A 25,800-nucleotide genomic window follows, 5' to 3' on the forward strand; every position below is an offset into this window, starting at 1 on the left:
CCAGAGCTTTTTAAAAACTAGTTAACCCCAAGGGTAACAACTTTTTTCTGGCTCTGGGCAATATTTTGGAAAAATGCACTACATATAGAGGTTAATTTTCTTAAACTAAAACAAATGTACTATATATAGTGTTGTGCTTACAGAAATTTTGTTAACCTTTGGCGTTAAGATACCCTAACAACTGTCGTCTCCCGCTGAATACCTATTCCACAAAAGCGGAGAAATGGGTAAAGGCATTTTTCCAAAATAACGGCAGTCAGTCAGTCAAATAACGGAAGTGAAAAAGCGATTTTGACTCTCAATTCTTGAGTTAAGCTACGCAATCTCAATGCCTTGGGCGAATGAACGCCAAAAAATAACGGAAGTTGTTTGAGGAAAATAACTTCAATTAGGGGCAACGGTATCCTGTCGGGTAAGGAGCTGTTTGCATCTATATCCAGGTACTACCAGTTTCCGGTACGTACCGTTTGACGAGGGCGCTGCTACCCTTGGAATTAGGCGGTCACATTGGACCCCGTTCTTCAATAATGATTTCTGAGAGCGGCTTGCCTCCTGATGCCTCCAGTCTTTGGGTCAGTTCGCGCCACGCTTCTTCTGAGACTGGCTCAACGTCGCCGCGATGGGGCGGAGGCGTGACCAGGAGCGCTGCCACTAGGGATTGAATTACCTGTTCGGCTTCAGACGCTGTTTCTTCAGTCAAAACTTGAATCCGTACAGTTTGCCCATCTTCTAGGGACAAATGACTTTGGGGGTGCAGCACCCCGTTAGAGTAGACAGCAGTAATAATTTCTGACATCGGAGAGCGCACTTTTCGGCGAAGCGTTGCGAACGGGCTAATTTAACAAGAGCGTAACGTTTTTCAGGCGTTGCTGCTAGTCTGGGGCTAGATAACCCCAGACTAGCAGCAACGCCTGCATCACAGTTCACTCCGCTCTCACCCTTGAATTTAGGAAAGCCGAACGTAGCCCAAATCGCTTCAGTGGCAGCATCTGTAAGCAAAAATCATCGATAATAGCTGCAACCTTGATTCTGTCGTGGGTCAGGGGGTGACAAGCATTGATAAGCAGAACTTAAGTGGGTCAAGCTGGCTGGCTCAGCTCGCGACAACTGAAAACTTGGAGCTATCTGTTCCACCAAAGGAAGATTGAGTTATTCTTCGTCCTGAGTCTGAGAAGGTTTAACAGGAGAGTAAGTGCGATTTTTGACCAACTCATATCTTTCTTGGTGGCTCATCCACCTCGTCGAGCCAGCAGTAACCACATCTAACTCAGTTTCTTTCCAGGAGCTATTAGCTCGGTTGGACTGGACAGCCGTATTTTTGCTCGACTCTGGAGCTGAACTCTTGCGCCCCAACTTGTGTAAACCTGAAAGCATAACCCGTTTCTCCTGAAGCTGCATCAGTCCATCAAGCGCCCTTCCATATTAACTTTATCTCTGTAAAAACACTGACGGATTTCTCTGCAAATCGTTCACTTTTTTAATCAACTTTATCCGCCTCTTCATCGCGGCTTTGCCAAATTCTTTTTAATACGGGTGATATTTGGGCAAAGAACATTAGAATCTTGCTCATGAAACGAGGCGATCGCATCTACATCAACTGCGGGGCTTACACCCATCATGGAATCGACTGCGGTGATGGCACTGTCATCCACCATCCAGGGGGGCTAGACCAAAAACTTCAGGCGGTGATTTCCCGCACTTCATTGTCTGCCTTCGCCGCCGGAAGGGTGGTATTTGTGAGGGAGTACGGTAAGTGTGACTTGCCAGCTCTTGTCATTGAACGAGCAGAAAGCAAGTTGGGAGCGCCAGGATACAACTTGTTTAACAACAACTGCGAACACTTCGCTACATGGTGCAAGACAGGTATCTACGAGAGCGAGCAAGTCAGAAATGTTGGAGCCGCCGCAGGTGGTGTCTCTGGAAGTGGGGTAGCAGTGGCAGCAGGTATGGGTGTTGTTAGTGCCGCTGGTGCTGCGGCTGGTCTAAGTGGAGCTGGGATTATGTCAGGACTGGCTACAGTCGGTGGAATCGTAGGCGGGGGTGCTGTTGCAGGTATTGGTGTGCTTGGTGCGGCTCCAGTTGTTGTAACAACTATGGCAATGAACCAAGTTTTTCAGGAAGATGAGAGCCTAACTGAAGAGGAAAAGGAAGCTCGTGCAGTTGGTAGAGCTATGACAACTGCTGGCGCGGTTGCTGGCACGGCGGGAGCTGTTGGTACAGTAGCAGCTGCCGGAAGCGTTGCGGGTCTTTCCGCTGCTGGAATTACTTCGGGGTTAGCAGCCGTTGGCGCAACAGTCGGCGGCGGCATGGCTGCGGGGGTAGTAATTACGGTAGCTGCGCCAGCTGTCGCGGCGGCGGCGATTGGGTACAGCGCATACAGCCTCTGGAAATGGTTATCAGAATAACTTGCTCGTGGCGGGCTTTTCCTGTTTGAGTACAACTAGGGGGGCTTATATTTATGTCCCAATTATCGATTTGAAACCGAAGCTTCACTTGTGCTGAAACTGGTGAATCGCTCAGTTGAACAGTTAAAACTATGTTCCCCAAATTAGATTTATCTAAGCTACCGTCTGTACCTCTATCACGGAAGGCTGATTTAGATAGATGCTCCGCTATCTACTTTGCACTCGACTCAAATCACAATGTTTTGTACGTAGGCAAGGCTATTAATCTGCTTTTTAGATGGAAAGACCACCATCGCTTTGAACAATTGAGTCAGATTAATCGTACCAACTCAATAAGATTAGCGTGGTGGGAATGTACCCCTGACCCGCAAGTGCTGACTCAAGCTGAAAACCACTTTATCAAAGTATATAAGCCTTTACTAAACAACAGTATAGTTCCCACTATTCCTAAAGGAGACTTCTCTGTTGTCCTGAGTAAACTGGCAACAAATACTATAATTATGGGGCTATTTAAACGCTCTTACGGGTATGAACTTAAATTAGCATATGCTTGGCGTAACCGGAATGCTAGTAGGAAAATAGGACAGATACTCAAACAGTGTCAAAATGGTTTTACCTGGAACAAGGAGCATATCCACACTTCACCTGTATGGACTGGGAGCTATAACAATTCGCATGCTCCTCAACAAATCAACTTATATATATCTCCTTGTTCAACATCTGGACTATTTTGGGATGAGTGTACTAAAAGCTCCATAAAATTCTTAGTAGCAGGGGTACTCATGAGAGCCGTAGATTGGCGCTCCCACTATAGTATTCCAGAGCCAGACAATTTTTTGGATTTAGCTAAGCTTGATGAATTACTTGGTTGAGTTATCGCTCTTTAAAACTCCAACGCCGACCAAGCTGTTTGCCCTAAACCAGAATATTTAAGTATGAATATTGATATCGAAGCTGTCAAAAAAAGAATTGATATTATCAACTTCAAACAAGTAGAGCTACTGAAAATTGCCTTGACTCATCCTTCATATGTCTATGAGATAACTGAATTAACTCGGCAGCAACAAGAGGAACAGGAGAGGGATTACAGACGGCTAGCACACTTAGGCGATGCTATTATCAACGCTATTGTTACTGATTATCTATTGAAATACCGTTCGGACTTAAACAAAGACCATCTTACAAAATTAAAACAGAAACTTGTAAATAGGAAACAGCTTGCTGAGTTTGCACAGGAATTGAATTTGAGACAAATTTGTTTATTAGGGGGAAGCGAGAAGGGAAAAGAGCAAGATGAGTATAAGGATCATTTTGGCGAAATGTTTGAAGCCTTGCTGGGTGCTATTTACCTAGAATTTGAGCGGAATTTCTCAAATACAGGTTCCTGGCTTATCGAACACTTCATTAAAGAGGCTGTAGATGACCTTTTTGACAATGAATCAAAGGATGACTTCGACGAGAATGTTGAAGAGCTTGATTGGAGGAGTGCTATTGATGACGACTTGCTGATTTGGTATTACGAGTATGCTGACAATTCTGATTGAGTGAACCCTAAATACTTTTAACCACCAACTAGACGACCCAGACCCGAAGCGCTTCCGCTCCTGGGTTTCTAACCTGTCCTGACCAGAGGCAATTACACCAAGCTTGAAAGACGAGCTGGTTAAACACCGCCCCATGTAGCAGGTAATGGCAAACAACGCTCTACTAGAACACCGCTTGGGGGAGCAGGCAATGGCAAACAACGCTTTGGGGTAGCAGGCGATGGCAAACAACGCTCTAGTGGAACACCGCCTGGGGTAGCTCTTAGTGGTAAAAACTGGGGTAATGGTGACGGGAGATGAGTTTTGGGCATCGATGGTAGAGCTTCAATTACAGTCAAGCTTTCTTCTGCCTGACTGGTTCTAGTTGCAGTTGACTCCCATACCGCAACGATTCTAGCGACGGCGGTGGTAAGCATCTGCTCAATTTGCTTTCTAGTTGCAGTGGTTTGGGATTCCCTCTGTTGTTCTCTCAAAGCTTCTTTTTCTTGTAACACAAACATCCGCAGCGTGATGAGAAATAACATGAGATTAATCGCACCAGCATTAGCTTCACCAATCCGGTTTAAAGCATTTAAGCAATGGCTCAGAAAGTCTAGCCCAGTTTTCATTTCTTTTCGGTTCCTTGTTGCTGCCACTCCACGGGAACCCGCTGCCGACCATCGGTGACTCTGCCATTGCCAAATTCCCTGCTAGCAATTACAAATTAAAGGCAGCCGATTATAGCTGAAATCGGTGAATTCACTGAATTCATAAGCAGAAATCATTAGAACGGGCTGCAACCCCGATGATTGCGTAGAACGGGTCGCGCTCAATTGATAAGTTTTGATTAAGTGGGTAAAAATCGTTCGTCCAGTCAACGATAATTCAGTACTTTGAGTCTTGTCTTCCACAAAACCATGCTTTCGTGTAATCTACTGATACGGACAAGATTTAGCCAATGAAAGTTGCGGGAAACGGGCAGGGAAAAATACTCAACTCAGAAGAATTGAGGCGGCTTTTTACCGAAGGATTGCGATCGCCACGGGATAGAGCGTTGTTTGGCATCTGCTTATTCACGGGCTGTCGGGTGTCCGAGGCGCTGGCACTCCAAACCACTGACATCAAGGGTGAAACGTTGACTTTTAGAAAGTCTACCACTAAAGGCAAGTTGAAAACTCGCGTTGTTGATATCCAACCTGGTTTAGCCCAACTGTTGGCAGAGTACCAGCCACCACTAGAAGGGGCTTTGTTTCCAGGGATGCGGGGGCGATCTGTTACACTGACTCGGTTCGCAGCTGACAAGATTTTAAAGGATGCCTGCAAGCGGGTTAAGTTGGAGGGGGTCAGCACCCACTCGTTTAGGCGCACTGCTCTCACGATGATGTCCAGCGCCGGAATCCCCTTAAGGGTGATTCAAGAAATTAGCGGACACAGCGATCTGGGGACGTTGCAGCGTTACCTGGAAGTGACTTCAGAGCAGAAGCGCAATGCTGTAGCGGCGATCGGGTTTTGAGCTGAAAATCTTCATCCAATTTCACCATCTCTTCATAATTAGTTTGTTAGCGTTGTTTTCTCCAGGGGATTGATATGAATAAGACCCTTTGAGTAACACCAAACATACCAATGCATACAACTCAAGATTTCAAAAAGCAATTTCCAGGGGCGGCATAATATCTCCCTGTCAAAAAGCCCCTGGAAAATTTAACTTATGAGTCAGAATAGTACTCAACTTTGAAGAGTCTATTTTTACTGTAATCTTACGTAGGCTAGAAAGATAAAACTGCTGTCAGCAGCATTGAATATTAAGAAAAACAAATGTTAAAAAGAAGCAAATCCAAACAGCTTAAGATTGCCCAGAAAAAATATTATCGAACTTCTCAAAGTAGTTCTGCCTTTTTTTTATTAATTGGATTAATTTTTGTTTCTACTATAGTAACTTTAAAAAATAACTCGCAATTCACATACAACAAATCAAAAATAGACGAGCTTTTCTCTTTCGATAACTTAGATCGTAATTCTATTTCAAAAAAAATGGAAGTAGATAATAATCATAAACAAATTTTAAAAGTAGGTTCGATTGATGAATTGAAAAATACGGATTTTAATAGAATAGACAATTACGCTTCTTCTGTTCGTTATGACGGCACTTCAGTTTTTGAATTAGCTTCTCTCTTATCCCCTTATACTAAGACGGAAGCAGAAAAAGCCCGCATTATATATTCTTGGATTACCTATAACATTGCCTACGATGTATCAGCTTACCTAAGCGGTAATTATGGAGATTTGAGTCCACCAGAGATTCTGAAAACACGAAAGGGTGTATGTTCGGGGTTTGCAAACCTTTACGAAGCTCTTGCTAAAGCTATGGGATTGGATGTGGCTGTTGTTGATGGTTATGCTAAGGGATACGGTTATGTTGTTGGTAACACTACTGAAATAAATCATGCTTGGAATGCCGTACAAATTAATCACAAGTGGTATTTACTTGATTCAACTTGGGGGGCAGGTAACGTAAATAGCGGACAATTTAACCAGCAATTCAATCCCTATTATTTTGCCACTCCTCCTCAACAGTTTATCCTCGACCATTTCCCTACTAAAAGAGAATGGCAACTGTTAGAAACAGAGTATACAAAACAGCAATTTGAGACAACACCTGAAATTTCTCCTGAGTTTTTTAAGGATGGTCTTCAACTTGTCAGCCATCATCATCATACAATTGAGACTGGCGGACGTTTTCAAGTGGTCTTGTCAGCTCCTGAAGATACAATTGCTCTTGCCAAATTAAAATCTAATTGGGCTTCTTTCAACGATGCTTACACCTTGGTTCAGAAAAGAGATAACAAGATTATCGTGAATGTCGCTCCTCCAGTTGGGAACTCCCAGCTAGAGATATTTTCTCGGAATAAAGACGCTTCAGGAGCATATCAGCAGGCAATAACTTATAAAGTGATTTCTCAGAATGCGGGGGAAGAATTTCCTAAGACTTATTCGACTTTCTTAGAGAAGAATAGTTATTTATCCAGCCCATTGAATAAATCCTTGCCCGTCAATCAATTAGCTTATTTCCAAATTGAGGTTCCCAACGCGCTTGACGTACAGGTTATTGATGTCTCCTCAAATAAGTGGATTAAGCTAACTCGTTCTGGCGATGTATTTACAGGAAACGTACTTGTAAGTTCAAATAAAATTCAAGTTTCCGCCAAGTTTCTTGGAGATGATAATTACTGGACTTTGGTGGAATATAACTAACCCAAGGGAATTGAGGCTACTGTTTGCTTCTGGAGTGCGATCTCCAGGGAATACTAAGCATAAATCACTCAGTCACCAGTAAAAATTGCTATGCTTAATAATCCATTTATCCGTGCAGTCGGAGTGGCAGCAGTTGCCTATTTAATCCTTCGAGCGGCTTAGTTGGGCGCTATTCGCTTTTGCTAATGTTGCCCAGAGCTTTGCCACTTGGACAAAGTTCTACTTCATCCCTTGGTCAGAGGAAATAGCGATTGGTCTTGGAGTCGCATTTCTAATTTTTACCGCTGTCACCAAAGCGTCGAGATCGCGCTTAGTTTGCGATCTCCGCTTTCATCACCCACTTAAGCATCCACTCACGAGCGAACGGGGATTACTCAGAATTTGGATGAAATAGTTCCCCGCGCCGCTCCCAACTTCTTTGAGCTGGGTCCCTTCGCCTACTCCACTCCCTAAATTCAGTTTCATCTTTTTGGGCTGCTGACTCAAGCGTAGCGGCACTCACCCCAAGCCTTCGCGCCAACTGGGTAATGTCTTGGGGAGGTAGTACGGGCGGCGAACCGTACTGATAGGGCGCTCTTTTTGTACTCTTGAATTGCTTTCTTGACACGAAAGCTTCTTCCAAGACCGCCAAGCGCCGCTCCAATAGGGCGATCTGGGCTTTCAATGGGGCAGTCGCCTCATTTAATTCTTCGATCGCGACTCGTTCGCTCCCGCTCTTGCCGTCGAAGAACTGCTTGACTATCGCAACAATCGCCGCGCTTTCAGTTAGGGATTGGGATTGCATATACTCTCGCAACTTCTCGTGGTAAGAGGGTGGCAGGTAGCCCACGACTCTAATATTGTTGGTCGCCATTAGGTATGCTATTTTGTGCTTTAATATGCTACTTCCCAGCCTACTCCTTTTCGCGCTTGTATGCCAAATCAAGTCTTAAGTATGCTATCGCAGCATACTCGGAGCTAAAAGAAGGGCTGCGACAAGCAACGGAACAATAACGGCAGTCAGGCGCGTTAAATAACGGAAGTCACGCATCGCTGGCGTGACTCTCACAGCTTGAGCTTTACTACCCATTTACAAGCTTTGGGCGATTGGGCGGAAAAAAATAACGGAAGTTGTTTGAGGAAAATAACTTCAATTAGGGAAAGGATAAATTGCCAACAATTGCTACTCAAGGGCACGGCTCGCTATTTCTCTGGTATGGGTAACTGCCACAACGGACAGGTGTACCAGCCATTCTTATCTGGGTCAGAAGCCCGATTGGTATTGCATTCCTGAATCACCTGTTGATTTCGTTCTACGAGTTGTCGATTCTGCCCCCCCAAATTCCAGGCAATACCAAAGCCCAGCACCCCACTCATTCCCATGAGTATTCCAACCACCACTCGAAGATTTTGATGCTTAAAGATAGCGCTCAAAGCGGCTCCAATTCCCCGCCAGCCCGACTCGGCAATACTAGCATCAATTACTGCTGCCGCCCGCAGTTCCTTCGTCAACTCATTGGAAGCAGAACGAACGCGACCCACTTCTTCTAAGTATGGCTTCAACACCAACACAAGAGTATCCTTCAGCTGTGAGGGATGCTCCGCCAGGTTGCTATCCGTTTGCGCTAATTGCGCTCCAAGATCAGCCATTTCCACTCTATTTATCGCCGTTTCCACCACCCAAGGAAAAATTTTATCCGTTGCTGGAATTCCGCTTGATTGTAGAATTTGGAAGAGTTTCTGTTTCTTGTCCGCTGGCATCTTTGGATGTCTCTCGTTCAGAAAACGCATTATCGGCGAGTCGTTCGGCTCGTTCGAGTTGAGCATAGAAATCTTCCAAATAGGTTTGAATTTCCTGCTGTCCCAAAATCCCAAAATCGGGATAGTCCCGCGCCTCCCCCCAAGTCAACAGCTTCCGTTGGGAGTTGCGCCCATCAATCACCTTTTTCATTTCCAGGTCGAACAACCCCAGCCGCACCACTGGCGCTCGAAAACGTGACAGCAACGCCTGAAAACCCTGAGACTCAAAAAACTCCAGATCTGTCGTATTGCGCCCTAAATTAGCCACAAAGATAATCGGCATATATTGACCGATTGCTTTGGCTGTCGGCTCAAACAAATTCAGAGAATCGTTCTCCAAATCGCTCACAAACAGATAACGCATCTTGATGCCCAAACGTTTAGCCGTTTGTGGCACTTTTTTCGACACCAGCCAGGTGATGAGACTTTCATTAGTCCCAGCGCGACAATTTGCTACCACGGGACGGAGTAAAGCCGCATCCAGCAAAGGATTTGCCGTACTCGCTCTTTCAGTCGCCTCACTAAAAAACGCCTGCTTGTCAAACTTATAGCTGCCGTAATAATTGCTCGTCGTCGCATTACTCTTGTCAGTGTCAATCACAAAGAAATCCTGATGGAGATCCAAATGCCGCTGACAATCCAACCGCGCTCCCCAGGACTTACCAGTTCCCCCCTTCTCCCCAGCCCAGTAATTAATTGCATGGCTCACGACGAATATCTCCACTCGCTAGAAATTGACAGCAGACTTAGCAGTAGTGCTGGCGGTAGAATCTGGTTTGACTGATGGTTTAGTCGCTGGTTGTTTAGAAGCAGTAGCAGGCGTTGCCTCCGATGAAGACTTCGCATTCAACTTCTGCCAATACTTACGAAACGTACTCGGCTTGACTTGAATCCCGTAAGAAGCTGCCAGCCGACAAATATCCTCGGCATTATAGCCCTGCGACAGAGCGCGAGCAAACTTCTCTTGATTTGCCTCCAGCAACTTCTCGAAAGAAGCCGGATTAGGCTTAGAACCCCAGTCATCGAGTTCCGCCAGAAATCCATCGGGATTAGGTTGAGCATCTAGCGGAGTAGTTTCACCAACAGGAGTCGAGGATTTTTTAGACTTAGATTCGGTCGGCATGGCGAGACAGCCTTAAGTAAAATATTGCATCCACCTTTAAAGCTATCTAATTATAGAAGTAATATATAGAAATCAGCTCTTACAGTTAATAACATTACCAAGAGTGCAGCCAGTTAATCTATGATGCCAAGTGACATCCTCGGTAAAATACGCCTTTGGGCAACGATATACCCCGCGTAAAATCTAACTTTAATTTTGCCCCGCAGGGCAAGCTGTGAACTTTCGGAAAACTTGCTTCGCCAGTTTTCCTCATCGCTTCGCGACCGTTCAAGCTTGCCAGGGGTGTTCCCCTGGACCCCCAGCCCCCAGACACTCTACCAAACTACAGCGAATCAACTGCCGTGACTAACCGCCAACCTCTAGAAGAGATATTGCAAGGAGTATTTGAAGATACTCATCTAGAGCTACCTGGAAAAGTAGAACGTCCGAATAAACTCAGCTTTGTTGTCAGCGATGAAGAGTTAGAAATCCTTAATACTGCAAGAGGCGGAATCAAGTTGAGCGAGTACCTCCGAGCCGTTCTCTTCAAACAGCGACTCCCCATTCCTCATGCCACTGTTCCTGCCATTAACCGCGAAACCTTAGTGCAGTTAAACCGGATTAGCGCATTACTCAATCAACAGGCAAGGGCTTTAAACACTGCAAAAATCCAAAATAGCTTTTCGGGAATATCAGCGTCATATCTTCAGCAGTGCCTCGAAAAACTAGATGAATTAGCTCTGGAACTAAAAGAACTAGGTCGCGATCTTGTCCTGTTAAATGCTGGAATCAGGAGCGAGGATGATTGGGAAAATCTCTAAGAGCGGTAGCTTTAAAAAACTAGTCGAGTACCTGAAAAAAGAAAACTCAGTTATCCTGGGAACAAATATGTACGGTCAGGACAGCCGAGAATTAACAGCGGAATTCATGGCGATTAATGACCTAAATTCCAGCATCAAACAACCTGTTTTACACGCCTCTCTATCCTTGTTACCTGGAGAGTCCCTGAGCGACGAACAGTTTAGGTCAGCGTGTGAAACATGGATGGAGAAAATGGGCTTTGACCTGGCTCAGAATCAATATCTAATCGTGCGCCACAAAGACACCGAACACGAACACGCGCATATTGCCATTAATCGGATAGATATGGTCAGTGGCAAAGTTGTAGTCGATAGCTTCGAGCGTTACCGCAGCCAGGAAATTATTCGGGACTTAGAGCAGAATTATGGCTTAGAACAAGTTGCTCCTAGTTGGCAGAAAATTAGGAATAAAGAGCGCGAAATAGAACAGACTCCAGAACGAGCTAGTCGCCAAAAGTTGACGAGGGAAATAGAACAAGCAGCTCAAGATCTGCCGACAATGCCGGAATTTTTTCACCGCTTAGCATCGCATCAAATTAGAGCATCGGTAGAATTCACTCGGAACGGCAAGCCCAAGGGCATCACATACATGGCGGCATCTGGAGAGAAATTTGCTGGAAATGCCTTGGGCAAAGCCTACAGCTTCCCTGGATTGCAGAAATACCTGAAAGTGAGCTATGACCCAGTTAGGGATAACCAGCAACTAGCTGAAATTGTTCAGAGCGCACGACAACAACACCAGGAATTACAACCAGTAAGAGAACCAGCGCGAGAGGATGTGGAATTACACTCACAAGAGCGCTCTTTACAACCATTAGAAGATAGAAGAGTACCAGAGCGTCAAACCCAGCCGATTTGGTCGCCGCAATATGGAATTCCCGCGATCGAGGATTTAATCAAAGCTATCCCAGAGCATCCATTTGAGTCTCAAACTGAAAGCGCCGACAACGCTAATAGACAACGAGAAGAAGTCCAGGCTGCTTACCAACAATGGGCACTCCTAGCTAGGGCAGTATATCGAGTTGAATCACCACATGATGTTGACGGGCGAATTACATTCCTGATGCAGTCGCGGCGGCAGACCCCCAACCAAATCACTCAAGTTTTGTCACAAAGTCCCGCCGTGCAGGAGTTACTCAAACGCGATCTCACTTACGTCCAAAACTATTCTGAATTTTGTCAGTCTCAGGCTAATGCAAATCAAGCAACCTGGCAGACCGTTCTTGACCAATACCGCCTCGAAAGTGAGGCAGAGCGCCAGCGCCAGGAGCAACGGCGTATTGCCAAAGAGCGCCAGCTGATTCAGCAGCGAGAGCGACAAGATAACTTGAAGCAGCTCTTGCAGTGGCAGGAGGCTGCGATCTCTTTAGGTAAACCTGCATCCTATGTGGAGCGAATTCGAGAAGTCACGGCTGATTACCAGCGTGGTTTACCACTATCAGAGAAGATCGTTGCAGCAAGGCAAAAGGACTTAGCTGCTTATCAGCAACAGGTGGAACGTCATCGGGGAGGGTTGAGTTTATGAAGCCTATATACGCTCAAGCTTGCCCGAACGCTGAAAAGCGGGTAACAGAGGCGATCTCTCCAGTCTACAAAACCCAGTGGACGGGAGGGACGAGCATCATGCACTCTTCTGGCTGGGGGAAGAGGAGTTGACAGCGAGCAAGAAGGATCGCCTCCCCCCAGCCAGAAAAAGGCGCTGCTCGTCCCTCCCTCATGGCATTTCGTTGCGGTTTGCTATCTTTACCCCAAAATCTCTACTTCCACCAGCCCAGCTAAGCGCTGGTCAATGCTGTCGCGCACGAGCCGCGTTCATCAAGCGTCCTTTGCTTCTTGCCGATTTAACCCTTCTCTCAGCAGGATTGCCGCCATCTGGCTAATGGAACGCTCCTGGCTATCAGCTAGTTTCTTGAGCCTTTCCTTCTCCTCCAGAGTGACTATGACACTGATAGTTACTTTGTTAGCCGCTTTGGGCATAGGTGTCACAATAAAATGCTTAACCTATCATAACTATTCACTGTTGGTAAGAGAAGATGATAAGATAATGGCTCGTAGCAGTTATGAACTAATAATAGGAGTTATGTAAATTAAGGCGAACAAGGGGCGTGAGTAGCAACGGGCGATCGCGTCAAGAATTTTTGATTTATGGCAAAAAACAATAACAAAAACCAAAAAAACTCTATTAACAGCTCAAGTGCCGTGAACAGAGCAAATTACTGTTGTATTCTGTAGTAAGCGGAATTTCGCCCCCTGGAAACTGTAACTTTTGGTTGCAGCCAAAAGTATTGCAAATAATCGATGCAGCTTACGCCGCACGCCAGGGGGAAGAGAAATTGACTACCGCACTTCAACATATGCGATGGAGAACCTACCTTTGCTGTAACGCGATGACAAGCAAATCAGCACAGGTAAGTGAGATCCGGCAGTCGCTTCGATTGTAACAGACTAACGCGCCAGCGCGATAGTACAAACCGACAATTCTAGCACACTACCTTCTCGTAATCTCTTCATCGCTCACTACATAAGCGATGAAGAGATTATGACCGACATAACTAGAGACAAAAAAATCCTGCCCCCAATCTTCCCTAGCGACCCAATCGGGGCGGAGTTTTGCAAGTGGTTTTGGTCTACAAGCGAAAGCTGGGATGGTTGGGACTGGATCTGTGGAACGCCACCTACACCAACAGCCAAGACCCAGTGGCGGACACAGAAGAACTTCCCCATCCAGCCAATAGAACTTTGGCAGAGATTTCTAGATCCAAACGAAGCGATTGGCGTAAGATTCAAAACTGATTGTAAATATTTGTTACTAGACATAGATAAAGCCAGCTCCATCCATCCAGCGAACAATCCTGCCGATTACCTGATGGTAATTTACACGCTGCGCTCGATTGGACTAGTCGGCTACGTAGCGTTGAGGTCTACCTGGAGCGGCGGCATACACCTATACTTTCCCCTCCCACGAGCTGTAAATAGCTTCAAACTCGCTTGCCGAGCCAGACTCGCCCTAGAGCGGGAAGGATTCAAGATTGCCTCTGGGCAACTAGAAATTTTCCCCAACACCAAGCCCTACGCTCAAACAGGAGTGGGATTTGCTTTATTCAATCCCCACCGCCTACCATTGCAGCCTGGTTCTGGTTCGTGCTTACTAGATGATGCACTCTTACCCGAATCAGAATCAGTCGCAGATCTTCTCATAGCATTCCAAACAGCCGCCGAGCTTCAGGACATGGAACTGCTGTCATCCAAATTCCAGGATGACTACGACACATTCAAAAAACATCGATTCAACCGAAGTACAGATTCGCTCTCTCAATGGCGGAGTTACCTAGAAAGTGTCAAAGCACAAGGCTGGACGGGACGCGGGCAGACCAATATCATCCTGCTGCATCTAGCAGCCTATGCCAGGGTATTTCTCCAATTGTCGGGAGAGCAACTAATTGACGCAGTGAAAAGCATGGCAAAATCTGCTCCAGGATACGAGCAATACTGCAACCACAAGCGCGACATCCACCAACGTGCCGTCGATGTTGCCCACAGCGCCGAGCAATACTACTGGAGGTTTGGAGACGAACCAAGCCGTGAGGGAACCTATGCCTACCACTTTGGGCGAGAGTTGGGAATTTCTCCGCCCCAACAGCCTGCCAACAACATCGCCAACTTCAAAACCAGTTTCCAAGCCAGCGAGCGGATCAAACAGGCAGTAGCAACACTTAATGCATCAAGCAACTTGCCCGATACTACCAGAGCCAGGATGTCCGCCATAATTGCCACCGCCAAAACAAGCGGCAGGAGCATCAGCGCCACCACGCTCTACAAACCCCAAAACCTACCGCTGTGGCATCCCGACCACTACCAAACTTCCCTAGAAGAGTGCCACCAGGAATTAGCCGCACCGCCACTGCCTGCAAGTGACGACTCAAATTCACCCCAAGAAGACAAACAAGAAAAGTGCCAAAAAGAGGCATCGGCAACACAACAGGGTGTAACAGTCCTCAGCGAACCAGTTTCGGCGACTCCAGAGCCATCCCCCCAGCCGACAGCAAAATTGCCACAATCCGCTCCTGGAGCCTTGTTACACCCTCTTCCTATATATGAAGGGTATGGGTTTCCAATGGCGGGGGCGGCTCCCAAAAAGCCAGCCCCCGCCCAAAATTCAAAACAACAGGGGGAGTTTGAGGGGGAGACTGCGCCCGATACTCCTGCTGCCTCTTCAGTGCCACCGGAAACAATTCGCCGCCTAATCAAAATTCGGCTTGAAGCAATTCAGAAGGCTAACAAAGCAGTGCGGATGCAAGGGCTGGCTGAGAACCGACTCATCAGCGGCGAGGAACGAGAGCGACTCGAAACCACTGCCAAAATGCGATTTCTTTGGGGGTCGGGCGAACCGATTTTGATGGCTGAGGTGCGGTCGTGGGCTAGAGCCAATCCAGATGCCCTGCCGGAACTGCCACCGGATGAGTCTGCCCTGTCAGTCGGAGCAGCCGACGATGGCGATCTCACAGACATCAACGTAGGCATTGCATCTACCAACAACGCAGACATCAATGCAGGCATGGAGTCAAAATCAACCGCAGAAGAACTAGAACGAGCAACCGACTATCTAGACTATCTACAAGCATCCAATACAGCAGATTTGGAACCGCCTTTTGACTAGACGTATTATGTAGGCGAAAATAGAAGGTTCGTGTCACTAGGTGCAGCCTTGTAAAGTTTTGTAAAAATGACTGATTTTTCAGGGTTAATTGATAAGAAATACAAATGATAACTTTGCCGAGTTTGTCTCCTTCTAGGCAAAGTACAATGAGAATATAGACCTCAGCATGAGGACTTAACCCATGCTATCTATCACTAGCCAACTTCCATTTTCGGCAAAGATATTTTCTCAAAATACTCCGCCATCCAAAAAATCATCTCAAAGGGAAAGAGAATATCTGCGACCATCGGAAGTCAATGCCATGATTGGTGCTGCTCAAAAAGTAGGTCGTCATGGTATCAGAGATGGAGCAATTATTTTATTGATGTTTCGTCACGGACTAAGAACTGCCGAATTGGTTGCTCTGAAATGGTCGCAGATAGATTTAGTAGGAGGTTATATAGAGATACATCGTGTCAAACATGGTCATGACAGTATTCATCCTCTACGTTCTCCCGAATTGAGAGCTTTGCGTCAAATTCAAAGAGATTACCCCGATACGAGTTATGTTTTCGTATCCGAACGCAAAGCACCTCTATCAACCCGTTCAATCCGTCATATCATAGCCAGAGCTGGAGAAATTGCTAAAATCGCTTGGACAGTTCATCCTCATCAACTACGTCATGCTTGTGGCTACTATTTAGCTGCCCAAGGTCATGATACTAGGGCAATTCAAGACTATTTAGGACATAAGAATATACACCACACAGTTCGTTATACTCAAATGTCACCTCAAAGATTTGAAAAGTTCTGGAGAGATTAAGCAACCAGTTGTTGTGTCAAACCAGCAATTCTCTCGTTGAGATCCAGCTTAAATGTACCATAAGGATTTACATGAGTGAAAATTAAAGGAGTAATTGCTCTTTTATCGACTTCAGTTAACTTTTGCTGCCAATGTTTCTGCTCCAGAACACTCTGAATCATCAAAGTATTCACATAGACCAAACATATCTGCACTCTTGTGCAAAGATAAAACCGATAATTCCTGACTTTCCAAGCGATTAGAAGCAAACTCTCCACCTTTACCGTAGAAGATAAAATCATTAACGCCATTCCATCTTTCCACTACATTTAATCCTTCATTAACTTCTCGCCGGACTTCTCCTGAGTCAAGGTACTGACACAAGAAAATCGTTTTTATCACCCGACCTAATTCCAATAATGCTAGATAAGTCGGATGTTTAAAGGGATTTTTGCTAAAACGTTTGAGAATTGCTTCTGTTTCAGCCGTTCCCAACCTTAAAGCAGTAGTAAACTTCACCATCTGGTCATACTGTTGACGAATTAAATCCCAGTTAATCGGACGAGTCAGAATCGGTTGTAGATTAGGGTAAGCATCACTTTGTCCAACGTGAGGACGATATAACTTTTGTACCTTAATCCGTTTCAATCTGGGCATTAACTGAAATCCCAATAAGTGAGTAAAGGCAAATGCCACTTCACTTTGACCATGACTATCCACATAGTTTTTCTGCACGTCCATATTAGTACAGTGACGTAATACCCCTTCAATCATGGCTGCAACTTCACTACTGGAACAAGTTTTGAGTTGGGAATAGATACAGGTAGATTTCTTCTCGACGTGCCAATAAATCATCACTCCTCGACCCCCATAACGGAGATGATACTGGGTTAGAAGATTTTGATCCCATGCACCAAAATGTTTGCTATCACTGGCGCAAGTAGTAGTTCCTTCTCCCCAAATATGAGGTAAGCGAATAGAGAAGATAGCATTAATAACATCACCAATTGCACTGCGTAACTGGTCTTTGTGGATATACCGACGACGTACATAGAGTAAATCTTGATAGTTTTCGCCATTAATACCTGTATTAATTCTTTTTAATCCAGTATTAGTTCCCATGCCATAAAGACAAAGTAATAATCGCTTTTGTAGTGTTTCTCTGTCTATAATCTCTCTTGTACCCATACTTGTGAAATTATGGGTAAAATCTACTCTTAAATCCGTTTCCTTAAGAATATCTAAAAGACTGGTATGCTCCCAAGTTCGGTTAATTTCTCCCTTGAGTTGTTTAAGATTAATGGGTTCAGGTGCAGGGTCTATAGGGCTAAGTCTAATAAAACTTTGACCTTTCTTTCCAAGAATAGTAACATCTTGGTTCTTGGGCATTCCTTTATCTAATTTTTCTAGCCCCTGTGCCATTTGTGCCTGTAAGTTTGAGATCAAGGCTTCTACATCTAATGGAAGGCTTAAAGCCTGATAGTAGACTTGACGGTGTTGTTCAAAATCAGTAGGTAAATCACGATCTGGATTACCATAACGAGATGCTCCTACTACCCAAATTTCTTTACAACTGAGTCTTTCTCTCAAAGCTTGTAAAACAATAATTTCGTAGTTAATCCGGTTGATTCTATCTTTGCCATCAGAATCTTTTTCTAAGATAATTTCTTTCCAACCACTTTTAAGAACTCCATCAATCGGTATAGTTTCGCCGTTGTCATAATATCGAGATTTACTTTGAGCCGATTTTTTTAGTAGCTCTAATGCCTGAATTACAGGGCGATGAATATCATTATTAGAACAAAATTCTAAGACCTCTAATAGTTGAGGAATCAGCCGTCGATAGTGACTAGCGAAAGAGGAACGCATTACCGTATGTACTCTTTGACGATAAGCTGTACCAGTTGCTTTATATTCAGCCACTAAATCTTTGAGAGTTTTTTGAGAAACTACAGGATATATAACTTTTTCAATAACTCCCGAAGGTTCAGCTACAGCTACTTCAGCCATGCGAAATAAAATATTAGTTTTTCCGGTTACTTCTTTAAACTCCGAGACTAATTCTTTATTGATACGCCTTTCCGCTCTTGTCCCAATCCGTTGAATAATTGACATTAGTAATTCGATGAGATTGTCAGTAATCTCTTGAGAGCGTTGAACACAAAACGCTGCCATCAAAGTATAGCGAATCGCTGGGGGATGTTGTCGTAAAAGGTAAGGAGTTTCTGTAGCCGCCCGCTGACGGTAGGTTTTAATTAGTTTGGGTGATATTCCTTCAAATAAGTCAAGGGGTAAACCAAGAACGCGAATCCGTTTTAATTTTTCAATTTCAGTTAAGAAACGCATCTTCGCCAACAGGTCCTGGATCTGTTTTGAGAAAGGCAAACTCGGAAGTTTTTAGCTTCAGAGAATCCTGTTTTTCCTCTGTATTCTCTGAATTTTCTGTGGTTAAGAGAATATCAATTTCAGCCAGAGTTTCTTTTGATAGCCCAGAAAGTGTGTGATAGCAAAATTCACTTTCATACTGACTGATAGCACTACGAATCAAACGCTCAATTCTTCCTGATGTGGGCGGTTCGATTTGCAATTCTCTCCATCTTTGATAGACACTTTCAACGAGTGATTCAAACTTTTGTTCATGAGGTAATACTTCTTTAATGAGCCAGTCGCTCATTTCTACTGAATCTTGAACGGTCGCTACTCTAAAATTAAATAAACGACGAATTTCAACACGATAAACTTTTGCTGTTCGTCCTTGCCAATCATAATCTGAGTATGAGCTTTCAGGAATTTTAAGTTGATTTGCTATGTAAGAGATAATAATTTGGGGAATAGACGATTTTTCGTCAGGAAAACAGGTAAAAATCTGAAAATGTTTTAATAACAGAGCAAATCCAATCTGATTACCGCCGACTTTGTTTCTGACTAATTCTAATTCCGTTGGCAGAAGTGTCCAGTTTTCAATTAGTTCTTCTGTATCCCAAATTGGCTTGACCATTCATCTTCTTCCCATCGTTTGAAAGCCTGAGTATTTCTCAAGCGAGTGTATGAGAAAAGATTGTTGCACTATGAGAAATTAATCAACTGTGCAGATTTCAGGCTATTTGTCAAAGTTTTAAAAAAAGATATATTTAGAAAATTTATGAATCAGGGACAAAAAGGGGGCTAAGAGAGAAAAGTGATTCGGAAGCTAGAATCCTTATATATCAGATGTTCTAGCTACAGGCTGCACCTGATGACACAAACCTTCTATTTTCGCCTATGTAGTAGATAGAAGCGATCGCCTTTACATTCATAACTGGACTATCGCCGCTAGATTAGGAGAGATGCGTCTTAAGTGCCAACGCGCTAACCTTACCAAACAAACTGCTGGTTATGCCCAAGAGGAACTTGCTGCGAACTGTTCATGCTTTAGATAAATCTGGAGCCATTCCTGTCTATGCTGAATGCGATTGGTGGGAAGCTTGGGAATGTTACGGTGACGGTGACAATGTAGATGATTGGGTACTAGCTGGAGACGGAACATTGGATGAGTGTATTCAGGCACTAACCAACGTAATTTCCTTTGAGGTAAACGCTCAAATCAAAAATTGGGATTTCGAGCTTTCTGAGTGGGAAAAAATGCAAGATCGAAGACGAGCGGAAATTAGAAAACAATGCCTAACCACTGGCTTCGCTGGTACAAAAGGTTCGTGGGATATTCGTGCCAGTTTGACTGCCGAACGAATACTGTATCAGCGAAATCATTTGTTTGAACGTCATGGAGTTGACCCAAGTGGTTTTGCCCCTAATCCCAGCTCTAAAAAACTATAGGCTCACGCGACCAACTGACTGAATCGGCGCGCCCAAATTAAAACCGAGGCAGGGTCGGCTATTACGCTAGAAATGGCATCGCTCCTTAGAGCGGCAGATTTTCGCTCTTGATGTGACAGGAGAGCAATGATGCCAAAAACACCCTCTAAGCAGGAGAAGTATTTGCAAGAGTTGGAAGAATTAGAGCGCTCTTGTGGTGGGGTATTTGCTTGCATCACCCCAGAACGACACAAGATCGTATGGGAGCAGAAAGCATCAAAGCTAGAGCAACAAATAGCCGCTGCCTCTACTGTTGAACAGAAAGAATACTTGCAACAGCAACTAATCGAGTTGAACCAAAGGGAGCAGAGAAAGGCTACTCGTATAGCCCAAGTACATTCTGTTTTGGCTCCAGAATCTTAACGCTATCCGCAAACTGAGTTAAATTCCGACGAATGCAACTCGCGATGGGGTGAGTGCGATCGTACTCGCTTTAAATTTTTTATAATTGTAATTCGATAACAACAAACAGAATTGACACAACTAACGGTTTGTGCCATGCTATGAATGACTCGAACGCTACTAAAAAAGTAGTAATCGAGTTACAAATTGTTTTGCGTTCAAAAAAAGGTCCTACTCTAGGACCCCATTACTTTTTTTGTTTCTAATTCAATTATGTCAAATAATGCAAACGGACTGATGAAAGCTGGTGTCCGAGTAGATGAGCCTGAGCAAAAGGCAGGCTACTCAGACCCTACTGCTAAGGTTGCAATCTCTGCGGCGATCGCCCCGCCGCAGTTGACTGCTGCCACCTTGAAATTGAATCCCCGCAAGCAGACGTACATTCACCCCAGTTGGTTAGCGAAAGGGCTGTCTGGCGATCGCCAGTGTATGTTTTCGCTCCACACCCAGGCAAACTGCTTTACTCCCAAAGGTGAGAGTGACTTTGATGCCGAAAGCTACAAGCTCAAGCACCAAGCTGCTCTAAGCCAGTATGCGAAAGAACTGAAAGCAGAAGGCTATACCGTCTACACGGAAGGTTCTAATAGCTTTTGGTATGAAACAAAAGCTGGCGCAACGATCTCGGCTCAACCCGACATTGTGGCAGTGCGCGGAGATGAGGCGCTCGTACCAGACATCAAGACTGGCAAAGAACTGCGGGTGTGTGACATTGCTCAGGTCAAGCTGTATATGGCATTAGTTCCCGCCGTTGGTCTGCATGGAATCCGTAAAATTCCTAGAGGACAGCTAGTCCACAAAGGTGAGGTTTATGATATTTCACCAGATCAAATCTCGACTGAGTTTAAGCACCAGGTTGCTGAATTAGTTAATGCGCTAACAGTTGCAGATACGCCACCTGTTACACCTAGCGCACAGGAATGTCATTGGTGTCCCCTGCGCCATCTCTGCCATTCCAAAGTAGAGACTGTGGTTAAGGGTGAGGCTGACTGGCTGTAGGCTGGAGCGCCGTGCAGGAATTTTGGTGCGAACGCAGGTTCCTGCACGATAAAGTCTCGGTTAGGCGCTCGATCCTGGGCGGTGTAGTGTGGTTTGCAACAGACTGCCTCGCTTATCTGTTGAGTCTACTCGCGACTTTTCTTATGACCCATGACAAAAGCCAAACTCAGGGAAATTGCATCGATTCGCACAGGCTACCCTTTCCGTTCCAAGATCGAGCGCAATCCAGACGGAACAGTAGGAGTTATCCAAATGAAGGATATTGATGAATACAACCACCTGGAACTGAGTGACGTTTACAAGGTGCAGCTTGAGGATTTCAGTGAGGAGCATCTGCTGCGGCAATATGATATTTTATTTCGCTCTAGAGGGGTTTCCAATACGGCGGCGCTTGTAGCCGAGAAAATTGAATCATTTGTGGCAGCAACACCGCTGATAGTGATTCGGGTGCGCTCTCGGAAGGTCGTTCCAGGGTATTTAACTTGGTATCTGAATCAACCCTGTGGGCAATATCAGATTAGTCGATTGTCAGAGGGTAGCAGCTTGCTAATGGTGAGCAAGTCAGCATTAGAAACGTTGGAGATTGATCTGCCGCCGCTTGAGACACAGAAAGCGATCGCAGAGATTGCTGCATTGAGTCAGCGAGAGCAGCAGATTATGAATGAACTAGCGCAAAAGCGCAAGGCGTACATTAATGCAGTCTTGATGCGGAAGGCTGTAGGAGGATAAAGCATTTGAAATGACAGCTGAGATAATGGCAGTTCACCAAAGCTAAAAGATTTGGAGCGAATGCGTTGACGGGTGCAAAGCATTTTGTATGTTGTAGGGATTTTGTAACGAAGCGAAACCAATGGCTGAAACTAGCAAAATTAAACAAGACGAAATTAACAGTATTCTTTGGGCGGCGTGCGACACGTTCCGAGGAGTGATTGACCCATCGGAATACAAAAACTACATCCTAGTGATGCTATTTCTGAAGTACATTAGCGAGATTTGGAAGGAACACTACGAGCAGTACCAGAAGCAATATGGGGATGATAAGGATCGGATTCTGCGGCGGCTGGAACGGGAGCGGTTTGTCATTCCTGAAGGAGCCAGCTTTTTTGACCTATACGAACAGCGCAATGCAGACAATATCGGGGAACTGATTAACATTGCGCTAGAGAAAATTGAAGAACACCCGACGAATAAAGCCAAACTGGATGGGGTGTTTCGCAACATTGACTTCAACTCGGAAGCGAACTTAGGCAAGACAAAAGACCGCAACCGACGGCTAAAGAACCTGATTGAGGATTTTGCCAATCCTAAGCTGGATCTGCGTCCTTCGCGGGTGGGCGAAGATATTATCGGTAATGCCTACATCTATTTAATAGAGCGGTTTGCGTCTGGGGCAGGCAAGAAGGCAGGGGAGTTTTTTACACCAGGGCAGATTTCTAAGCTGGTGGCGAAGCTAGCGCAGCCGCAACCAGGCGATCGGATTTGCGATCCTGCGTGTGGATCTGGGTCGTTGCTGGTCGAGGTAGCTGAAGAGGTAGGCAGCAATAACTACTCCCTGTTTGGGCAGGAGGTAAATGGCGGTACTTGGGCGCTGGCGCGGATGAATATGTTTTTGCACGGGAAGGACGCTGCCCGAATTGAGTGGTGCGACACGCTTAACAGTCCGGCACTGGTGGAACTGGACAAGCTGATGAAATTTAATGTAGTGGTAGCAAATCCGCCGTTTTCTCTAGAGAAGTGGGGAGCAGAGGATGCAGAGAAGGATACCTACAACCGCTTTCGGCGGGGAGTGCCACCCAGAACCAAGGGGGACTATGCCTTTATTTCTCATATGGTTGAGATTGCCCTGCCAAAGGAGGGGCGAGTAGTGGTGATTGCGCCGCATGGGGTACTGTTTCGGGGATCGAGTGAGGGGCGCATACGGCAGAAGCTAATTGAGGAGAATCTGCTGGATGCGGTGATTGGGTTGCCGCCTAACCTATTTCCCAGTACATCCATTCCGGTAGCAATGTTAGTGTTTGACCGCTCGCGAGAAGAAGGAGGCGCAAATGAAAACCGCCGCGATGTGATATTTATTGATGCTAGCAATGAGTATCAGGCGGGCAAGAATCAGAATGCACTGCTTGATGAGCAGGTGGAGAAAATTGTGCAGGTTTACCGAGAGCGTAAGGACGTACCAAAGTATGCCCGTGTAGCGCCACTGGAGGAAATTAAGGAAAACGATTTTAATCTAAACATTCCTCGCTATGTGGACACGTTTGAAGAGGAGGAAGAAATTGACATCGTGGCAGTTCAGCAAGAGATTGAGCAGCTTGAGGCTGAATTGGCGGATGTGCGGAGCAAGATGAGCAAGTATCTAAAGGAGCTTGGCGTATGATTCCGAAGGATTGGGATTTCATACCGCTTGAGCAGCTAGCTTCTGTAGAAAGGGGTAAGTTCACTGCACGCCCAAGAAACGATCCTCGTTATTACGGCGGTTCAATTCCATTTGTACAAACAGGAGATGTAGCTGCTGCCAACGGACTGATTCAGGGTTATACGCAAACACTAAACGAGGAAGGACTAAGTGTTAGTAAGCTATTTCCCAAAGGGTCAATTTTGATCACTATTGCTGCCAATATTGGGGAAGTCGCTATGACTTCCATAGATGTTGCTTGTCCAGATAGCATCGTAGTCGTTCAAGCAAAATCCGGTGTTTGTAGGGAATGGTTGAAATATGCGCTGGTAGCAAGAAAGCCAGTAATGGAGGCAGCAGCTACTCAAAACGCTCAAAAAAATATTAATCTTCAGGTTCTTCGTCCGCTTCCAATTCCTACCCCACTCAAGGAGGAACAATACAAAATAGCTGAAATTTTGGCTGCTTGGGATGAGGCGATCGCCACCACAGAACAGCTAATAGCCGCCAAGCAAAAGCAGAAACAAGGCTTTATTCAGAAAATATTTCAATCTAAAGAATTTCCAATTATTGAATTTGGCGAATTTGCTGATTTAAGAGGAGAAAAATTTAATCCCTCTCAAAATAAAGAGGAGCGGACTTGCATTGAACTAGAGCATATTTCTCAAGAAATAGGTCAAATTATCGGAAGCACTAAGTCAAACGAACAAAGTAGTATAAAAAACATTTTTTCTCCTGGAGATGTTTTATTTGGCAAGTTACGCCCTTATCTGCGGAAGTATGTCAACCCTGATTTTAGTGGTGTCTGCTCAACTGAAATTTGGGTGTTAAGGGCAAAACCTTCACTGTGCAATAACAGGTATCTTTTTTATCTAGTCCAAACTCATCAATTTATAGCGGCTTCCAATAAAACATCTGGCTCAAAGATGCCTCGTGCAGATTGGGGACTTGTTTCAGAACAACCTTTTCCTCTTCCTCCTCTTGATGAGCAGAGAAAAGTTGCTGCATTCTTAGATACTTTATCGTATGAAATTAAACTGCTTCAGCTTCTGAAAGATAATTTGGAGTTACAAAAACGCGGACTAATGCAAAAACTCCTCACTGGGGAGTGGCGCGTCAAAATTGAAGAAACAGCAGCGCAGTTAACGGAGACAAAAGCATGACCGTAACTATTCCCATCCGAGCCATTGAACTCGCTCCTGGCAGCCATATCGCTATTCATAATTTGTCGTGGCAGGACTTTGAACGGCTGCTTGAAGATTTAGGAGAAAAACGCAGCACCCGCGTCGCTTACTACCGAGGAACTCTAGAAATAATGTCTCCCCTAGCAATTCACGAACGCCCCCACCGCATCATTGCTGACATTGTCAAAGCAATTCTCGATTCTCAAGGGCGGGATTGGGAAGATTTCGGCTCCACCACCTTCAAACGCCCAGAGATTGCCGGAGTCGAACCCGACACCTGCTTCTATATCCAGAATGCCAGCCAGGTTAAAGGCTGCACCGATATGGATTTAGATACTTACCCACCCCCAGATCTAGCAATTGAGTCCGATGTCACCTCAAAAACTACTCTCGATGCCTACCTGGGGTTGCGCGTCCCCGAAGTTTGGATCTACCGCGATCGCCAGCTAAAGATTTACATTCTGCAAGACGGTAACTATATTGAATCCCCTACCAGTCTCGCCTTTCCCGCGCTCCCCATTCCTACTCTCATTCCTCAACTGGTGCAAAAAGCCATTACCGATGGAACTAGCCAGATGTTGCGGGAATTGAAAACCCAACTCACCTCAAACTGAG

The 25,800-nt window shown here is 45.2% G+C and carries 25 protein-coding genes and 1 pseudogene; 17 read left to right on the forward strand and 9 right to left on the reverse strand.

Going from position 1 to position 25,800, the window contains the following annotated elements:
* Positions 1-502: 502 nt before the first annotated feature.
* Together C7Y66_RS14220 and C7Y66_RS14225 are read right to left on the reverse strand one after the other, a co-directional pair.
* A complete protein-coding gene (locus tag C7Y66_RS14220) occupies positions 503-796 on the reverse strand; it encodes an antitoxin AF2212-like protein (protein WP_106546078.1) in 294 nt (97 codons plus the stop codon).
* A gap of 353 nt (positions 797-1,149) precedes the next feature.
* A complete protein-coding gene (locus C7Y66_RS14225; protein ID WP_106546079.1) occupies positions 1,150-1,374 on the reverse strand; it encodes a hypothetical protein in 225 nt (74 codons plus the stop codon).
* 194 nt (positions 1,375-1,568) lie between these two features.
* Between C7Y66_RS14225 and C7Y66_RS31845 the strand changes: the two genes are divergently transcribed.
* The 3 genes from C7Y66_RS31845 (at position 1,569) to C7Y66_RS14245 (ending at position 3,949) form a co-directional block, all read left to right on the forward strand.
* Entirely contained in the window at positions 1,569-2,405 is an 837-nt protein-coding gene (locus C7Y66_RS31845) for a lecithin retinol acyltransferase family protein (protein WP_199197433.1), read from the forward strand.
* Between the two features lie 131 nt (positions 2,406-2,536).
* Positions 2,537-3,277 carry a GIY-YIG nuclease family protein gene (locus tag C7Y66_RS14240; RefSeq protein WP_106546080.1) on the forward strand — a complete coding sequence of 247 codons (741 nt, stop codon included), beginning with the start codon at positions 2,537-2,539 and terminating at the stop codon, positions 3,275-3,277.
* A gap of 63 nt (positions 3,278-3,340) precedes the next feature.
* Entirely contained in the window at positions 3,341-3,949 is a 609-nt protein-coding gene (locus tag C7Y66_RS14245) for a ribonuclease III domain-containing protein (protein WP_106546081.1), read from the forward strand.
* Positions 3,950-4,068: 119 nt separating this feature from the next.
* Here the strand turns inward: C7Y66_RS14245 and C7Y66_RS14250 are convergent, their stop codons facing one another.
* Positions 4,069-4,557 carry a hypothetical protein gene (locus C7Y66_RS14250; protein ID WP_106546082.1) on the reverse strand — a complete coding sequence of 163 codons (489 nt, stop codon included), beginning with the start codon at positions 4,555-4,557 and terminating at the stop codon, positions 4,069-4,071.
* A gap of 329 nt (positions 4,558-4,886) precedes the next feature.
* On the opposite strand from C7Y66_RS14250, the gene C7Y66_RS14260 reads away from it, so the two are divergent.
* A complete protein-coding gene (locus C7Y66_RS14260; RefSeq protein WP_106546084.1) occupies positions 4,887-5,441 on the forward strand; it encodes a site-specific integrase in 555 nt (184 codons plus the stop codon).
* Positions 5,442-5,743: 302 nt separating this feature from the next.
* A complete protein-coding gene (locus C7Y66_RS14265; RefSeq protein WP_106546085.1) occupies positions 5,744-7,180 on the forward strand; it encodes a transglutaminase domain-containing protein in 1,437 nt (478 codons plus the stop codon).
* Positions 7,181-7,550: 370 nt separating this feature from the next.
* On the opposite strand, the gene C7Y66_RS14275 is transcribed toward C7Y66_RS14265, so the two are convergent.
* The 4 genes from C7Y66_RS14275 to C7Y66_RS14290 all read right to left on the reverse strand — a co-directional run bounded on the left by C7Y66_RS14275 (position 7,551) and on the right by C7Y66_RS14290 (position 10,082).
* Positions 7,551-8,033 (reverse strand): hypothetical protein, encoded by a 483-nt coding sequence (locus C7Y66_RS14275; protein WP_106546086.1) that lies wholly within the window; start codon positions 8,031-8,033, stop codon positions 7,551-7,553.
* Positions 8,034-8,362: 329 nt separating this feature from the next.
* The gene (locus tag C7Y66_RS14280; RefSeq protein WP_106546087.1) at positions 8,363-8,809 is read right to left on the reverse strand and encodes a hypothetical protein; all 447 of its coding nucleotides are present in this window, start codon (positions 8,807-8,809) and stop codon (positions 8,363-8,365) included.
* A 43-nt stretch (positions 8,810-8,852) separates the two neighbouring features.
* The gene (locus C7Y66_RS14285) at positions 8,853-9,668 is read right to left on the reverse strand and encodes a hypothetical protein (protein WP_106546088.1); all 816 of its coding nucleotides are present in this window, start codon (positions 9,666-9,668) and stop codon (positions 8,853-8,855) included.
* An 18-nt stretch (positions 9,669-9,686) separates the two neighbouring features.
* On the reverse strand, positions 9,687-10,082 hold the full coding sequence (locus C7Y66_RS14290) for a hypothetical protein (RefSeq protein WP_106546089.1): 396 nt from the start codon (positions 10,080-10,082) through the stop codon (positions 9,687-9,689).
* 341 nt (positions 10,083-10,423) lie between these two features.
* On the opposite strand from C7Y66_RS14290, the gene C7Y66_RS14295 reads away from it, so the two are divergent.
* From C7Y66_RS14295 to C7Y66_RS32945, 3 genes are read left to right on the forward strand one after another with little or no spacing between them, the layout of a single operon-like run.
* Entirely contained in the window at positions 10,424-10,882 is a 459-nt protein-coding gene (locus C7Y66_RS14295; RefSeq protein ID WP_106546090.1) for a hypothetical protein, read from the forward strand.
* The gene (locus C7Y66_RS14300; protein ID WP_158265928.1) at positions 10,863-12,446 is read left to right on the forward strand and encodes a relaxase/mobilization nuclease domain-containing protein; all 1,584 of its coding nucleotides are present in this window, start codon (positions 10,863-10,865) and stop codon (positions 12,444-12,446) included. Before C7Y66_RS14295 ends, C7Y66_RS14300 begins: the two co-directional genes overlap by 20 nt.
* The gene (locus tag C7Y66_RS32945; protein WP_255409985.1) at positions 12,443-12,577 is read left to right on the forward strand and encodes a hypothetical protein; all 135 of its coding nucleotides are present in this window, start codon (positions 12,443-12,445) and stop codon (positions 12,575-12,577) included. Before C7Y66_RS14300 ends, C7Y66_RS32945 begins: the two co-directional genes overlap by 4 nt.
* A gap of 159 nt (positions 12,578-12,736) precedes the next feature.
* On the opposite strand, the gene C7Y66_RS14305 is transcribed toward C7Y66_RS32945, so the two are convergent.
* Positions 12,737-12,898 carry a hypothetical protein gene (locus C7Y66_RS14305; protein WP_106546092.1) on the reverse strand — a complete coding sequence of 54 codons (162 nt, stop codon included), beginning with the start codon at positions 12,896-12,898 and terminating at the stop codon, positions 12,737-12,739.
* Between the two features lie 562 nt (positions 12,899-13,460).
* Here C7Y66_RS14305 and C7Y66_RS14310 point away from each other — a divergent pair.
* Both C7Y66_RS14310 and C7Y66_RS14315 read left to right on the forward strand, forming a co-directional pair.
* Positions 13,461-15,578, forward strand: coding sequence for a hypothetical protein (locus C7Y66_RS14310; RefSeq protein WP_106546093.1), 2,118 nt, complete (start codon positions 13,461-13,463; stop codon positions 15,576-15,578).
* Between the two features lie 181 nt (positions 15,579-15,759).
* Positions 15,760-16,380, forward strand: coding sequence for a tyrosine-type recombinase/integrase (locus C7Y66_RS14315; protein ID WP_106546094.1), 621 nt, complete (start codon positions 15,760-15,762; stop codon positions 16,378-16,380).
* Here the strand turns inward: C7Y66_RS14315 and C7Y66_RS14320 are convergent.
* Positions 16,377-19,357 (reverse strand): annotated as a pseudogene (locus C7Y66_RS14320) (Tn3 family transposase). The gene C7Y66_RS14315 and the pseudogene C7Y66_RS14320 sit on opposite strands and share 4 nt — an antisense overlap.
* Positions 19,358-19,734: 377 nt before the next feature.
* Between C7Y66_RS14320 and C7Y66_RS14325 the strand changes: the two are divergent.
* The 7 genes from C7Y66_RS14325 to C7Y66_RS14355 all read left to right on the forward strand — a co-directional run bounded on the left by C7Y66_RS14325 (position 19,735) and on the right by C7Y66_RS14355 (position 25,799).
* On the forward strand, positions 19,735-20,172 hold the full coding sequence (locus C7Y66_RS14325) for a hypothetical protein (RefSeq protein WP_106546095.1): 438 nt from the start codon (positions 19,735-19,737) through the stop codon (positions 20,170-20,172).
* A 126-nt stretch (positions 20,173-20,298) separates the two neighbouring features.
* A complete protein-coding gene (locus C7Y66_RS14330; RefSeq protein ID WP_146149792.1) occupies positions 20,299-20,574 on the forward strand; it encodes a hypothetical protein in 276 nt (91 codons plus the stop codon).
* 252 nt (positions 20,575-20,826) lie between these two features.
* Positions 20,827-21,609, forward strand: a complete 783-nt coding sequence (locus tag C7Y66_RS14335; RefSeq protein WP_106546097.1) for a PD-(D/E)XK nuclease family protein — start codon at positions 20,827-20,829, stop codon at positions 21,607-21,609.
* 150 nt (positions 21,610-21,759) lie between these two features.
* Positions 21,760-22,338 carry a restriction endonuclease subunit S gene (locus C7Y66_RS14340; RefSeq protein WP_106546098.1) on the forward strand — a complete coding sequence of 193 codons (579 nt, stop codon included), beginning with the start codon at positions 21,760-21,762 and terminating at the stop codon, positions 22,336-22,338.
* A gap of 121 nt (positions 22,339-22,459) precedes the next feature.
* Positions 22,460-23,983, forward strand: a complete 1,524-nt coding sequence (locus C7Y66_RS14345; RefSeq protein ID WP_106546099.1) for a type I restriction-modification system subunit M — start codon at positions 22,460-22,462, stop codon at positions 23,981-23,983.
* Positions 23,980-25,164 (forward strand): restriction endonuclease subunit S, encoded by a 1,185-nt coding sequence (locus tag C7Y66_RS14350; protein ID WP_106546100.1) that lies wholly within the window; start codon positions 23,980-23,982, stop codon positions 25,162-25,164. Before C7Y66_RS14345 ends, C7Y66_RS14350 begins: the two co-directional genes overlap by 4 nt.
* On the forward strand, positions 25,161-25,799 hold the full coding sequence (locus C7Y66_RS14355; protein ID WP_106546101.1) for a Uma2 family endonuclease: 639 nt from the start codon (positions 25,161-25,163) through the stop codon (positions 25,797-25,799). The genes C7Y66_RS14350 and C7Y66_RS14355 overlap by 4 nt, the downstream gene beginning before the upstream one ends.
* The last annotated feature ends 1 nt before the right edge of the window (position 25,800 follow it).

The sequence above is a fragment of the Chroococcidiopsis sp. CCALA 051 genome (assembly GCF_003015105.1).
GTDB lineage: Bacteria > Cyanobacteriota > Cyanobacteriia > Cyanobacteriales > Chroococcidiopsidaceae > Chroococcidiopsis > Chroococcidiopsis thermalis.

Bases quoted from the DNA above. Each gene is read 5' to 3' on its own strand.
- C7Y66_RS14220 (WP_106546078.1), bottom strand. From the start codon at position 796: ATGTCAGAAATTATTACTGCTGTCTACTCTAACGGGGTGCTGCACCCC.
- C7Y66_RS14225 (WP_106546079.1), bottom strand. From the start codon at position 1,374: ATGCTTTCAGGTTTACACAAGTTGGGGCGCAAGAGTTCAGCTCCAGAG.
- C7Y66_RS31845 (WP_199197433.1), top strand. From the start codon at position 1,569: ATGAAACGAGGCGATCGCATCTACATCAACTGCGGGGCTTACACCCAT.
- C7Y66_RS14240 (WP_106546080.1), top strand. From the start codon at position 2,537: ATGTTCCCCAAATTAGATTTATCTAAGCTACCGTCTGTACCTCTATCA.
- C7Y66_RS14245 (WP_106546081.1), top strand. From the start codon at position 3,341: ATGAATATTGATATCGAAGCTGTCAAAAAAAGAATTGATATTATCAAC.
- C7Y66_RS14250 (WP_106546082.1), bottom strand. From the start codon at position 4,557: ATGAAAACTGGGCTAGACTTTCTGAGCCATTGCTTAAATGCTTTAAAC.
- C7Y66_RS14260 (WP_106546084.1), top strand. From the start codon at position 4,887: ATGAAAGTTGCGGGAAACGGGCAGGGAAAAATACTCAACTCAGAAGAA.
- C7Y66_RS14265 (WP_106546085.1), top strand. From the start codon at position 5,744: ATGTTAAAAAGAAGCAAATCCAAACAGCTTAAGATTGCCCAGAAAAAA.
- C7Y66_RS14275 (WP_106546086.1), bottom strand. From the start codon at position 8,033: ATGGCGACCAACAATATTAGAGTCGTGGGCTACCTGCCACCCTCTTAC.
- C7Y66_RS14280 (WP_106546087.1), bottom strand. From the start codon at position 8,809: ATGGCTGATCTTGGAGCGCAATTAGCGCAAACGGATAGCAACCTGGCG.
- C7Y66_RS14290 (WP_106546089.1), bottom strand. From the start codon at position 10,082: ATGCCGACCGAATCTAAGTCTAAAAAATCCTCGACTCCTGTTGGTGAA.
- C7Y66_RS14300 (WP_158265928.1), top strand. From the start codon at position 10,863: ATGATTGGGAAAATCTCTAAGAGCGGTAGCTTTAAAAAACTAGTCGAG.
- C7Y66_RS32945 (WP_255409985.1), top strand. From the start codon at position 12,443: ATGAAGCCTATATACGCTCAAGCTTGCCCGAACGCTGAAAAGCGGGTA.
- C7Y66_RS14305 (WP_106546092.1), bottom strand. From the start codon at position 12,898: ATGCCCAAAGCGGCTAACAAAGTAACTATCAGTGTCATAGTCACTCTG.
- C7Y66_RS14310 (WP_106546093.1), top strand. From the start codon at position 13,461: ATGACCGACATAACTAGAGACAAAAAAATCCTGCCCCCAATCTTCCCT.
- C7Y66_RS14315 (WP_106546094.1), top strand. From the start codon at position 15,760: ATGCTATCTATCACTAGCCAACTTCCATTTTCGGCAAAGATATTTTCT.
- C7Y66_RS14325 (WP_106546095.1), top strand. From the start codon at position 19,735: ATGCCCAAGAGGAACTTGCTGCGAACTGTTCATGCTTTAGATAAATCT.
- C7Y66_RS14330 (WP_146149792.1), top strand. From the start codon at position 20,299: ATGATGCCAAAAACACCCTCTAAGCAGGAGAAGTATTTGCAAGAGTTG.
- C7Y66_RS14335 (WP_106546097.1), top strand. From the start codon at position 20,827: ATGTCAAATAATGCAAACGGACTGATGAAAGCTGGTGTCCGAGTAGAT.
- C7Y66_RS14340 (WP_106546098.1), top strand. From the start codon at position 21,760: ATGACAAAAGCCAAACTCAGGGAAATTGCATCGATTCGCACAGGCTAC.
- C7Y66_RS14345 (WP_106546099.1), top strand. From the start codon at position 22,460: ATGGCTGAAACTAGCAAAATTAAACAAGACGAAATTAACAGTATTCTT.
- C7Y66_RS14350 (WP_106546100.1), top strand. From the start codon at position 23,980: ATGATTCCGAAGGATTGGGATTTCATACCGCTTGAGCAGCTAGCTTCT.
- C7Y66_RS14355 (WP_106546101.1), top strand. From the start codon at position 25,161: ATGACCGTAACTATTCCCATCCGAGCCATTGAACTCGCTCCTGGCAGC.